Source organism: Streptomyces sp. NPDC058157 (assembly GCF_042884105.1).
GTDB lineage: Bacteria > Actinomycetota > Actinomycetes > Streptomycetales > Streptomycetaceae > Streptomyces.
On record NZ_JBHVUQ010000090.1, the window covers coordinates 18,543 to 30,190 of the forward strand.

At 74.2% G+C, this 11,648-nt stretch carries 11 protein-coding genes and 1 pseudogene; 4 read left to right on the plus strand and 8 right to left on the minus strand.

Annotated elements, in window-relative coordinates; all coding sequences use genetic code 11:
- Positions 1–53: 53 nt before the first annotated feature.
- Both ACFVXK_RS22160 and ACFVXK_RS22165 read left to right on the plus strand, forming a co-directional pair.
- Complete coding sequence (locus ACFVXK_RS22160; protein WP_389614209.1) at positions 54–1,169, plus strand: hypothetical protein; 1,116 nt, start codon at positions 54–56, stop codon at positions 1,167–1,169.
- A 256-nt stretch (positions 1,170–1,425) separates the two neighbouring features.
- Positions 1,426–1,800 carry an ATP-binding protein gene (locus ACFVXK_RS22165; protein ID WP_389614195.1) on the plus strand — a complete coding sequence of 125 codons (375 nt, stop codon included), beginning with the start codon at positions 1,426–1,428 and terminating at the stop codon, positions 1,798–1,800.
- A 73-nt stretch (positions 1,801–1,873) separates the two neighbouring features.
- Here ACFVXK_RS22165 and dapC read toward each other — a convergent pair whose 3' ends face one another.
- Positions 1,874–2,968: a succinyldiaminopimelate transaminase gene (dapC, locus tag ACFVXK_RS22170; RefSeq protein ID WP_389614197.1), complete on the minus strand. Its 1,095-nt coding sequence runs from the start codon at positions 2,966–2,968 to the stop codon at positions 1,874–1,876.
- A 116-nt stretch (positions 2,969–3,084) separates the two neighbouring features.
- Positions 3,085–3,414 (minus strand): ferredoxin, encoded by a 330-nt coding sequence (fdxA, locus tag ACFVXK_RS22175; RefSeq protein ID WP_030011906.1) that lies wholly within the window; start codon positions 3,412–3,414, stop codon positions 3,085–3,087.
- 116 nt (positions 3,415–3,530) lie between these two features.
- Here fdxA and ACFVXK_RS22180 point away from each other — a divergent pair, with 116 nt between their 5' ends.
- Positions 3,531–4,520, plus strand: a complete 990-nt coding sequence (locus ACFVXK_RS22180) for a GNAT family N-acetyltransferase (protein ID WP_389614199.1) — start codon at positions 3,531–3,533, stop codon at positions 4,518–4,520.
- Positions 4,517–5,308 (plus strand): transglutaminase-like domain-containing protein, encoded by a 792-nt coding sequence (locus ACFVXK_RS22185; RefSeq protein WP_389614200.1) that lies wholly within the window; start codon positions 4,517–4,519, stop codon positions 5,306–5,308. Before ACFVXK_RS22180 ends, ACFVXK_RS22185 begins: the two co-directional genes overlap by 4 nt.
- Here ACFVXK_RS22185 and ACFVXK_RS22190 read toward each other — a convergent pair.
- The 6 genes and pseudogenes from ACFVXK_RS22190 to ACFVXK_RS22215 all read right to left on the minus strand — a co-directional run.
- Entirely contained in the window at positions 5,301–6,728 is a 1,428-nt protein-coding gene (locus tag ACFVXK_RS22190; RefSeq protein WP_389614202.1) for an MFS transporter, read from the minus strand. The genes ACFVXK_RS22185 and ACFVXK_RS22190 overlap by 8 nt on opposite strands.
- 27 nt (positions 6,729–6,755) lie before the next feature.
- Complete coding sequence (locus tag ACFVXK_RS22195) at positions 6,756–7,391, minus strand: response regulator (RefSeq protein ID WP_389614204.1); 636 nt, start codon at positions 7,389–7,391, stop codon at positions 6,756–6,758.
- Positions 7,388–8,542, minus strand: coding sequence for a sensor histidine kinase (locus ACFVXK_RS22200; protein ID WP_389614211.1), 1,155 nt, complete (start codon positions 8,540–8,542; stop codon positions 7,388–7,390). The genes ACFVXK_RS22195 and ACFVXK_RS22200 overlap by 4 nt, the downstream gene beginning before the upstream one ends.
- Before the next feature lie 10 nt (positions 8,543–8,552).
- The gene (locus ACFVXK_RS22205) at positions 8,553–9,308 is read right to left on the minus strand and encodes an ABC transporter permease (RefSeq protein ID WP_389614213.1); all 756 of its coding nucleotides are present in this window, start codon (positions 9,306–9,308) and stop codon (positions 8,553–8,555) included.
- Positions 9,302–10,261, minus strand: coding sequence for an ABC transporter ATP-binding protein (locus tag ACFVXK_RS22210; protein WP_389614206.1), 960 nt, complete (start codon positions 10,259–10,261; stop codon positions 9,302–9,304). Before ACFVXK_RS22210 ends, ACFVXK_RS22205 begins: the two co-directional genes overlap by 7 nt.
- A gap of 171 nt (positions 10,262–10,432) precedes the next feature.
- Positions 10,433–11,648 (minus strand): annotated as a pseudogene (locus ACFVXK_RS22215) (hypothetical protein); the annotation flags it as partial.

Sequence of the window (11,648 nt, forward strand, 5' to 3'; positions counted from 1 at the left end):
GGGCGGGTACCGGCGGCGTCCGGTCGGTGGACGCGATATCGGCCTCAAGTACGGTGGGCCGCGTGTCCGAGACCGATCGCCCCCGCCCCCGCCGCCGCTGGCCGCTCCGCGCGGCCCTGGGTACGGCCGTCCTGCTCGCGGTGATCGGATACGTCCTGGTGCACCACTATTCCAACGGCGGGGTCGGCTCCCCGTACTGCACGGTGACGGCCAAGGGCCCGGCGGGCGGCTCCGACGGGGCGGTCCAGACGTACGAGATGACCCCCGAGCAGGCGTCGAACGCCGCGACCATAGCCGCCGTCGGGATCTCCAAGGGACTCCCGGACCGGGCGCTGACGATCGCGCTGGCGACGGCGATGCAGGAGTCGGGACTGCGCAACCTCGACCACGGGGACCGGGATTCGCTGGGCCTGTTCCAGCAGCGGCCCTCGCAGGGCTGGGGCACCCCGGAGCAGATCATGGACCCGGTGTACTCGGCGGGGATCTTCTACGACCGGCTCGTGGAGGTCAGCGGCTACACCCGGCTGCCCCTGACGGTGGCGGCGCAGCGGGTGCAGCTGAGCGGGTTCCCGCAGGCCTACGCCAAGCACGAGCCGGACGCGACGGTGCTGACGGCCGCCTTCGGCGAGGGCGAGACGCAGGCCACGCTGACCTGCGCGGGCCCGGCGCCGCTGAAGGGCGACCCGGAGAAGGTGCGCACGGAGCTGGCGCGGGCGTTCGGCAAGGAGGCGCTGGCCGCGGGCCGGACCGCGCTGCACGCCGGGCCGAAGGCCTCGGCGGGCCCCTCGGCGAAGGCCGGGCCGGGCGCGTCCCCCAAGGCCTCGGGCAGCCCCGCCGCGAAGGCCTCGCCGAGCCCCTCTGCGAGCCCCGTGGCGGAGCCCTCGCCGTCGGCGGGCGGCGCGGAGGCGGAGGTGGACCTGTGGCTGAAGGACGGCGGCGGTCCGGCCGAGGCCCGGCGCGGCCGGGCGATGGCCCACTGGGCGGTGGCCCGCTCCCAGGACCTGGGCATCGCCGGGGTCTCGTACGACGGTTCGGCCTGGGTGGCGGGCCGCGGCGGCGGCGAGTGGCGGCGCGGCGGGACCGGCGGGACGAAGGGCGGCACGGCGCCCGACCCGTACGAGGCGGTCCCGGGCCAGGTCCGGATCTTCCTCCCCCGCGCCACCGGCTGAGGCGGGCCGGCGCCGTCCCGCCGACGGGACGTGATCGTTCGCGCGTGCGGTCCGTCCCCCGCAAGGGGGTGGCCGCGGGCTCCTCGCGCCCGGGCGTGTTGACGGCAGAAGCCCTGGTGGGCGCCGGTCCGATGGGCTTGTCACGGAAGCCGATTAAACGATGCGTTACTGATCCTTTACCCGGTGGGTCCGCAACTCGGCCCACCCCGGGGGCGGTTGTACACGGCGTACTCAGCCGCTACCGCTTAGGAGCATCATGTCCCTCCCCCTGACCCGCCGGATCGCCCGCGCCGCGCTTCTCCTCGCTGCCGGCACCGCTCCCGTGGTCGGTGCGGCCGGTGCGGCCAGCGCCGCGGGCCTGGAGTCCGTGCCGCAGCTGGGCTCGCTCGCCGCCCCCGACACCGCCGACGCCTCCGCCGCGACCGGGACGGCCACCGGCGCGGCCACCGGGGTCGCGGGCACCGCCACCAAGGCCGTTCCGGCCGCCGCCCCCGCCTCGGACGTGGCGGGCAGCGCGGGCCAGATGCTGGGCGGGCTGCCCGTCTCGCAGCTGCCGGTGTCGCAGCTGCCGGTGGGCCACGACCTGCCGGTCGGCGCGCTGCCGCTGGGCTCCCTGCCGCTGGGCGGCTGAGCCGTCGCCGCCCACCGCGACGCCGAGGGGCCGGGAGCGCGCAGCTCCCGGCCCCTCGGGGCGTCCGGCGGGCTCAGCCCAGGCGCTTGACCGCGGCCTCGACGCGCTCGTCGGTGGCGGTGAAGGCGACGCGCACGAAGTTCGCGCCGGCCTCGCCGTAGAAGTCGCCCGGCGCGACCAGGATGCCGAGGGAGGCCAGGTGGACGACGGTGTCCCAGCAGGGCTCGTCGCGGGTCACCCACAGGTAGAGGCTGGCCTCGCTGTGCTCGACCCGGAAGCCGTGCGCCTCCAGGGCGGTGCGCAGCGCCTCGCGGCGGGCGGCGTAGCGGGCGCGCTGCGCGGCCACGTGCGCGTCGTCGCCGAGGGCGGCGACGACGGCGGCCTGGACGGGGGCCGGGGTCATCATGCCGCCGTGCTTGCGGATCTCCAGCAGCTCGGCGAGGACGTCCTCGTCACCGGCGATGAAGGCGGCCCGGTAACCGGCCAGGTTGGAGCGCTTGGAGAGGGAGTGGACGGCGACCAGGCCCTCGTAGGAGCCGCCGCAGACCTCGTCGTGCAGGACGGAGACCGGCTCGGCCTCCCAGCCGAGCTCCAGGTAGCACTCGTCGCTGAAGACGAGGATCCCGTGCTCGCGCGCCCAGGCGACGATCCGGATGAGCTCCTCCTTGCCGAGGACCTTTCCGGTGGGGTTCGACGGGGAGTTGAGCCACAGCAGCTTCAGGCCCGCCGGGTCCAGCTCGGTCGGGTCGTCGTAGACCACGGCCTCGGCGCCGCACAGCCGCGCGCCGACCTCGTACGTGGGGTAGGCGAGGCGCGGGTAGGCCACCTTGTCGCCGGCGCCCAGGCCGAGCTGGGTCGGCAGCCAGGCCACGAGCTCCTTGGATCCGACCACGGGCAGCACGTTGCGGTGTCCGGCGGCGCTCGCGCCGAGCCGGCCGCGCAGCCAGCCGGTGATCGCGTCGCGCAGCGCGGGGGTGCCCCACACCGTCGGGTAGCCCGGGGAGTCGGCGGCGCCGATCAGGGCGTCCTGGATCAGCTGCGGCACCGGGTCGACGGGCGTGCCGACGGACAGGTCGACGATGCCGTCCTCGTGGGCCGCCGCCGTCTTCTTGTACGGCTCCAGCTTGTCCCAGGGGAACGTGGGGAGACGGTCGGAAACTGCGGCCACGGTGCTCTGCTCTCTCTCAGGGACGGGAAAGGGGCGGGAAAGGGGCGGGAAAACGGCTCGGTCCCGCGCGGCAGCAGTGCCGGACGGGACCGAGGGGCGCGTCTGCCGTGAAACGGTCAGTGCTCGCCGTTGATGCCGGCGGGCAGCGCGGCGACGAAGGGGTGGTCGCGCTCGATCAGGCCGAGCTTGGAGGCACCACCGGGCGAGCCGAGCTCGTCGAAGAACTCGACGTTCGCCTTGTAGTAGTCCTTCCACTCCTCCGGGGTGTCGTCCTCGTAGAAGATGGCCTCGACGGGGCAGACCGGCTCACAGGCGCCGCAGTCGACGCACTCGTCCGGGTGGATGTACAAGGACCGCTGGCCCTCGTAGATGCAGTCGACGGGGCACTCTTCGATACAGGCCTTGTCCTTGACGTCGACACAAGGCTCCGCGATGACGTAGGTCACGCTCTCGTTCCTCCTCGGTAGGGCTGTCCATTCGCGCGGGAGCGCGGCGTCGTCGATGCCCGCACCTAGTATCTCCGTTCCCGGGCACGATCCGAACAGGAGGGGCGGACAGAGCTGTGGAAATCACTGCCGGTGGGCTGCTGGAGATCCGTATTACCCCGGCTGACGTGGGTAAACGAGTCTCTGTACGACGGGTGCAGGAAGGGGGTGGCGGCTCTCCCGCCTTCACCGACGCCGTCGGGGTTCTCACATCCTGGACCGAGGGTGTGCTGACGATCACACGCAAGGACGGCGTGTCCGTCCACATCCCGGAATCCTCGCTGGTCGCGGGCAAGGTGGTGCCCGCCGCGCCGGCCCGTCGCAAGGGTCCCGCGGCCTCCTTCGAGGAGCTCTCGAGGGTCACGGCGCGGGCCTGGCAGCCGCTGGAGAGCGAGCCCCTGGGCGACTGGACGCTGCGGGCGGCCGGCGGTTTCACCCGCCGGGCCAACTCGGTGCTGGCCCTCGGCGACCCCGGGATACCCCTGGACGAAGCACTCGCGCGGGTGACGGACTGGTACGCGCGGCGGGACCTCCCCGCCTACGTGCAGGCCGCGACCGGCTCGGCCGGCACCCAGGAGGTGCTCTGCGCGGAGCTGGAGCGGCGCGGCTGGGTCAACGAGGTCTCGGCGGAGGTCCGCACCGCGGGCCTGGCCCCGGTGGCCGACCAGGACGCGGAGGTGTCCGGGATACGGCTGACCCGCGAGCCGGACGAGGCCTGGCTGGGCCGGTACGGCAAGGTCCGCGACCCGGAACTCGCCCGGCGGATGCTGGTGGAGGGCCCGTCGGTGTGGTTCGCCTCCTTGGACGGCGGCCGGGCGATCGGGCGCTGCGTGGTCGACGGCCGCTGGGCCGGGTTCGGCGCGGTGACGGTCGATCCGGAGCACCGCCGGCGGGGGCTGGCGACGGCGGTGATGACGGCGCTGGCTCGGCGGGCGCTGGAGGAGGGCGCGTCGGCGGCCTGGCTTCAGGTGGAGACCGACAACCCCGGGGCGCGGGCCCTGTACGACGGGATGGGCTTCACCACCCACCACGCCTACCACCACTTCCGCGCCGGGGCCGGGGCATGAGCGCGGCCACCCGGGAGCTGTTCGCGCAGGAGGCCCGCGCCGAGCGGCCGGACCTGGCGCTGCTGTGCCTGCTGCTGGCGGCGGAGGCCGACCCGGAGCTGGACGAACGGGCCATGGACTGGGCCCAGATGGAACTGGACCGGCTGGCGGGGATGCTGCCGTACGGGCTGCGTACGCCGAAGGCGTGGGCGGCGGCCGTGACGGAGCTGCTGGGGGCACGGATGGGCTTCCACGGCACCCCCAAGGACTACGACCGGCTGGAGTCCTCGCTGCTGCACGAGGTGCTGCGGCGCCGGCGCGGCCTGCCGATCCTGCTGTCGGTGGTCTGGCTGGAGGTGGCCCGGCGGGCGGGGGCGCCGGTGTACGGGCTGGGGCTGCCGGGGCACTTCACGGTGGGCTTCGGGGACCCGGAGGAGGGCGTCGTGGTCGATCCCTTCGCGGGCGGGGCCTCGCTGGGCGCGGGCCCGGCGGAGCTGGCGCAGGGGCCGCGGACGCCGGCGCGGACCCTGGACATCGTGCTGCGCGTGCTGGGCAACATCCGGGTGTGGGCGTCCGCCCGGCCGGAGCACTCGGCGGTCGCGCTGTGGTCCCTGGACCTGTCGCTGCTGCTGCCCTCGCATCCGGCGGCGCTGCGCTACGAGCGGGCCCGGCTGCTGGTGGAGCGGGGTTCCTTCCAGGCGGGGGCGGCGGAGATGGACGCGTACGCGGTGGTCATGGACGCGGTGGACCCGCAGGCGGCGACCCGGATCCGCGCGGAGGCCGCCTCGGCCCGCGCGCTGCTCAACTGACCGGCGCGGTGCCGGCCGTGCCGGTGCCGACCGGGTCGGCAGCGGCCCTGCCCGCGCCCGCCGTCCCCGCGCCGGCCGGGGCGGCTTCGACCGTCTCCGCGCCGGCCGCGGCGGTTCCGGCCGTGCCGGCGGCGCCCGGGTCGGCGGCGGCCCTGCCCGCGTCGACCGTCCCGGTGCCGACCGGGTCGGCAGCGGCCGGGGCGGCGGCGGCCTCGGCCCGTTGTCTGACCTCGGTCAGGCGGGTGTTGCTCAGGACCGGCAGCACGAGGACGGAGACGACGGCGATGGCCGCCCCGCCGGCGTAGAAGGAGGCCGGGACCCCGAAGGCCCCGGCCACCGCGCCGCCCGCGACGCCGCCGAGGGCGAAGGAGCCCACGGCGACCACCCGGTAGACGGAGGTGACCCGGCCCATGAGCTCGTTCGGGACGATCTGCTGGCGCAGCGTCACCATGTGGACGGACACCACGAGGACGACGAAGCCGTCCAGGGCCATCAGGGCGACGGTCACCGCCGGGCTGAGGGCGAGGCCCAGTCCCGCCGTGGCGGCGGCAGACAGCAGGCCGGTCACGAGGAGCAGGGTGCCGGGCTTGAACCACCCGCCGACCCGGCCCGCCGCCATCCCGCCGAGGACGGCGCCGACCGCACCGGCGGCGAGCATCACGCCGTACCCCTGGTCGGAGACGCCGAGTTCGTCCTGGGCGAGCAGGACCAGCAGGCCGTAGCTCGCCGCCGCGGCCGCGTTGCCGACGGCCGCGACCAGGCTCAGGGCGCGCAGCACGGGTGACGACCAGTACCAGCGGGCGCCGACGGCGATGTCCTCGCGGACGTTCGCGACGGTCAGCGGTCCGCCGTCCGGGGCGTCCGTCCGGCGCGCCGCCGAGGGGATGAGGGCGAGCAGGCCCACGGCGGCCAGGTACCCGGCCGTTCCCAGGGCGAACGGTGCGGCGGCCGCGGCGGCGAAGAGGAAGCCGCCGATCGGCGGGCCCGCGAACTCGTTGCAGACCACGAAGGTGGTCTGCAGCCGGCTGTTGGCGCGGGTCAGCTCCTCGGGGCCGACCAGCATCGGCACCCAGGCCGCCGAGACGCTGTCGTAGAGGGTCTCGGCGGTGCCGATCGCGAAGAACACCCCGTACAGCAGGGGCATCGACAGGGTGTCGGCGAGGACGGCCGCCGTGAGGGCGGCGAAGGCGGCGGCGCGGATCCAGTTCGCGCTCTGGGCCACCTTCCGGCGGTCCAGCCGGTCGGCGAGGGCGCCCGAGACGAAGGCCAGGACCAGCCAGGGCGCCCGCTGGGCGACGGTGATCCCGGCGATCAGGGTCGGGTCGCGGGTGATCGTCGCGGCGAGCAGGGGTGCCGCGGCCAGGCTCACGCCGTCCGACAGGTTCGACGCGGCGGTCGCCGCCCACAGTTTTCTGAACACCGGCGCAGTCTGCTCAACAACCCCTGGTCAGAGCCAGCCCTTTTCCCGGGCGACGCGGACCGCCTCGGCCCGGTTGCGGGCGGCCAGCTTCTGGATGGCGGTCGAGAGGTAGTTGCGGACCGTGCCCTGCGAGAGGGAGAGGGCCGCGGCCAGCTCGGCGTTGGTCGCGCCGTGCTCCGCCGCGCGCAGGACGTCCCGTTCCCGTTCCGTGAGGGGGTTGGCGCCCTCCGCCAGGGCGGCCGCCGCGAGCCCGGGGTCGATGACGCGCTCGCCCGCGAGGACCTTGCGCACCGCCTCCGCGAGCTCGGCGGCCGGCGCGTCCTTGACCAGGAACGCGGAGGCGCCCGCCTCCATCGCGCCCCGCAGGTAGCCGGGGCGGCCGAAGGTGGTGACGATCACGATCTTCAGGGCCGGGCGGGCCAGCCGCAGGGCCCTGGCCGCCTCGATGCCCGTCATGCCCGGCATCTCGATGTCCAGCAGGGCCACGTTCACGTCGTGGGCCAGGGCGGCCGGCACGACCTCGTCGCCCCGGGCCACCTGGGCCAGGACCTCGATGTCCGGCTCCAGCCCCAGGAGGGCCGCGAGGGCTTCCCGGACCATGGACTGGTCCTCCGCCAGGAGGATCCGGATGGGGGCCGGGGCGGGGCCGGAGGCGTGCGTCATGACCGGGATCCTAGGGGGACCCGCGCCAGCAGCCGGAAGCCGGTCCTGCCCGCCGGGCCCGCCCACAGCGTGCCCCCGACCGCCTCCAGGCGCTCCGTCAGGCCGGTGAGGCCGTTGCCGGGGACGGCGGAGCCGCCCGAGCCGTCGTCGGTCACCGACAGCTCCAGCACCGGGCCGGCGAGGGTCTGCCGGGTGGTCAGGGTGACCGTGCAGCGCCGGGCGCCGCTGTGCCGGACCACGTTGGTCACCGCCTCGCGCAGGGACCAGGCCAGCGCGCACTCCGGCTCCTCCGGCACCTCGTCGGTGAAGTCGGCGGGCAGGTCGGCCTTGACCCCGGCCGCCGCCAGCGCCGTCCGGGCGCCCGCGAGCTCGCCGGGCAGGGTGGGCCGCCGGTAGCCGCTCACGGCCTCCCGTACGTCGACCAGGGCCTGCCGGCAGACCTTCTCGATGTCCGCGACCTGCTGGGCGGCCCGGTCGGGGTGGTCGGGCAGCATCCGGCCGGCGAGCTCGCTCTTGAGGGTGATCAGCGACAGCGAGTGGCCCAGCAGGTCGTGCAGGTCGCGGGCCATCCGCAGGCGCTCCTCGTTGGCCGCGAGCTGCGCCACCGTGGCCCGGGCCTGCCGGAGTTCTATGGTGGTCCGGATCATCGCGCGGACCCCGACCATCGCGAACCCGCCCATCAGGGCCGGGATCAGCAGCCCCCACAGGTAGTCGCCGCCGTCCGGGACCGTGAGGGCCAGCGCCGTCAGGAGCACCGTCGCGGCGGGCACCGTGAACCGGGCGATCTTCGCGGGCAGCGCGGCGCCGGAGGCAATGGAGACGTAGACGAAGAGCACGAGCCACTCGCGGCCCAGGGCCAGCGACAGGACCGTGGCCTCCGCGCTGAGCACCACCAGCGACAGCAGGACCGGCCGCACCGGCTTCTGCCGGTCCGGCCGGAACACCAGCACCAGGTACCAGCCGACGAAGGCCAGCAGGCCCAGCCCGCCGAGCACCCGGGCGCCGTCGCTGTGCCCGCCGCGCACCAGGTCGGTGACGGGGGCGCTGAGGTAGAAAAGCCAGATGGCGATCCAGAGGCTCTTGACCACCTTGTGGACGGTGCCCTCGGGTGCCCGGACGATCTGGTCCCCGTCCCCGGCCTCGTGCGTCAGCGCCACGGTCCTACGCCTTCAGTGAGTCCTTGCGGTACAGCCAGGCGGCCGCACCCGTGAACAGTACGAAGTAGGCGGCGAGGATCGCCACGTCCTTGGCGTGCGGTGCGCCGCCCAGTTCGATGGCCTGGCCGAGGCCGGCGTAGGCGTGGGTCGGCAGCCACTCGCAGATGTTCTGGAGCCACTGCGGGAACGCGGCGGTGGGCATCCACAGGCCGCCGAGGATCGACAGGGCGAAGTAGAAGAGCATGCTCAGGGGCCGGACGTTGTCCGCGCCGGCGAGGTAGCCGATGGCCACGCCCAGCGCGGCGAAGACCAGGCTGCCCGCCCAGATGGAGCCGGTCAGCGCGAGCCACTGCCAGAGCTCGAAGCGGACGCCCTTGGCGACGGCGGCGACCAGGAACACCACCAGGATCGCCGGCAGCGAGAGCACGCCCGCGCTGGCGGTCTTGCCGAGCACGTAGCCGTGGCCCGGCAGGGCGGTCAGGCGCAGCTGGCGCACCCAGCCGGCCTCGCGCTCCTTGGCGATGCGCTCGGCGTTGCCGACGAGGACGGCGGTGAGGGCGCCGAAGGAGGCCATGGCGACCATGTAGAAGGCGGGCATGGTCAGTTCGGTGCCCATGACCTTGGTGGTGCCGTCGAGGGTGCCGCCGAGCATCAGGAAGAGGGCGGCCGGGTAGAGGATCGTGAAGAAGATGTACTTCTTGTTCCGCAGGGCGCGGGTGACTTCCAGCTTGATCAGGCTCAGGGTTCCGGTGTTCACGATGCGTTGGCCTCCTCGGCCTCGGTGAGGGCGATGAAGGCCTGCTCCAGGCCGAGGCCCGCGACCTCCAGGTTGCGGGGGTAGAGGCCGAGCGCGTACACCGCGTGGACGGTGGCGTCGGCGTCGCGCGACTGGAGCCGCACGGTGGAGCCGTTGACCTGGAAGGAGGTCAGGCCGGGCAGGGCGCGCAGGGCCTGCTGGTCGATGTCGCCGTCGAGGTCGAAGGCGACCTTGCGGGCGCCGGCCTTGGCCTTGATCTCGGCGGCGGTGCCGTCGGCGAGCAGCCGACCCTTGTTCAGGACCAGTACCCGGTCGGCGATCGCGTCCGCCTCTTCCAGGTAGTGGGTGGCGAACAGGACGGTGCGGCCCTGGGCGGCCTGCTCGCGCATGGTGGCCCAGAAGGCGTGGCGGGCGGTGACGTCCATGCCGGTGGTCGGCTCGTCCAGGATGATCAGGTCGTTGTGGCCGGCGGTGGCGAGGGCGAAGCGCACGCGCTGTTCCTGGCCGCCGGAGAGCTTGTTGACCAGGCGTCCGGCGATCTCCTCGATGCCGGAGCGGGAGAGCACCTCCTCGACCGGGTAGGGCCGGGGGTGCAGGGCGCAGCCGAGGGTGACGAGCTCGCGGACGGTCACCTCCTCCATCAGGCCGCCGCTCTGGAGCATGGCGCCGACCCGGCCGGCCGTGACGGCCTCGCGGGGGGTGGTGCCGAAGAGGCTGACGGTGCCGGAGTCGGCGGGGCGCAGGCCCAGGAGCAGGTCGAGGGTGGAGGACTTGCCGGCACCGTTGGGGCCGAGGAGCGCGACGGTCTCGCCCGGGTGGAGTTCGAGGGTGAGGCCGTCCACGGCCTTGACCTGGCCGTAGCTCTTGGTCACGTTCTGGAAGCTCACCACGGTGCCGTTGGCGGCACCTCGTGCGGGTCCGGGGGCTCCGGACGGTGTCGCGGTCGTCGTCGTCATGTACTGAGCTTCTCCCGGGCGGGGGTCCGCGCGGCAGTGTCTCCCGTCGTGACAGCTGCATGACAGATGTCATGCGCCGGGGGTGACGTTGCTGGTCGGGGCGGGGTTCCGGAACGGGAGGAGCCCCTTCCCGGGGTGCGGGAAGGGGCTCCTGACGGACCGTGCGGGGACTCAGTTGGCGTTCGTGTCGATGGTCACGATGCGCTCGGCCGGGGTCTTGCCGACGAGGCCCTTGCCGAGGGCGCCGGAGACGTCCTGCGGGGTGACGGGGGTCTTCGCGCCGGTGCCGCGGGTGATCAGCACCCCGTCGAAGGCGTTGCCGTAGGTGGCCTTGAGGGCCTCCAGGTCGTACTTCTCGACGAGCTTGCCCTGGACGGGGACCATGCTGAGGATCTTGGGCAGGGACTTGGCGCCGAAGGACAGGGACTTGGTGCCCGCCTTGACGGTCACGGTGCCGGACATGGCGGGCTCCGCGAACTCCTTCATCGCCCGGTTCAGTTCCGCCTGGGTGACGGTCGGCTCCTTGGTGGCGGTGGGGAGTTCGACGGGGGCCGCCTTGCCGTTGGCGACCAGTTCGCGGAAGGCCTTGGTGACCTTGTCCACGGAGCCGTCGACGTCCAGGCTGGTGCCGGCCTTGCCCGGGACCGCCACGGCCTTGCCGGTGTCGAAGGTGATGGTGCCCTCGGAAGCGGTTCCGGCGGTGCCGGCCAGCTCCTGGAGGGAGTCCTTCAGCTTCTCCTCGTCGACGGGCATCACGGCGGCGGCCGTGCGCTCGACGCCGAACAGCGAGCCGATGACGGTGACCGGGTTGTAGTCGCTGCCGGTGGCGTTGCGGACGGTGGTCTGGGTGTCGAGGGTCAGGCCGGCCTTCTCGGGCTTCAGCTCGACGGTCTTGCCGCCGACGGTGACCTGGAGCGGGGTGGCGGAGCGCTTGCCGAAGGCCGTCTGGAGCTTGTCGACCGCGGCGTCGCGGCTGCCGCCGATGTCGACGCCGAGGACCTGGGTGCCCTTGGGGATGTCGGAGTGGTTCATCAGCAGCCCGGCGCCGTAGGCCACGGCGACCAGGCCGATGACGCCGCCGCCGAGCAGGACCAGCTTGGAGCGGCCCTTCTTCTTGGCGGGCTTGCCGGCCGGGGCCGCCTTGCCGGACTTCCCGGCCTTCCCGGCCTTCCCGGCCGGGGCCGGTGCGGGCATCGACCGGGGCGGCTGCGGGCCGGGCGGCGGCGCGGCCGGGCCGGGCCGGGCGGCGGCCGGGGCGGGGGCGTCCAGGGCCTCGGGCCCGGGCCAGCGCGGGGTCTCGTTGGCGCCCACGGGAACGGTGCCCAGCGCGGGGCCGCCGGTGGGGCCGGAGGGCTCCGCGAAGGGGGGCTCCGTGAAGGCGGGGAAG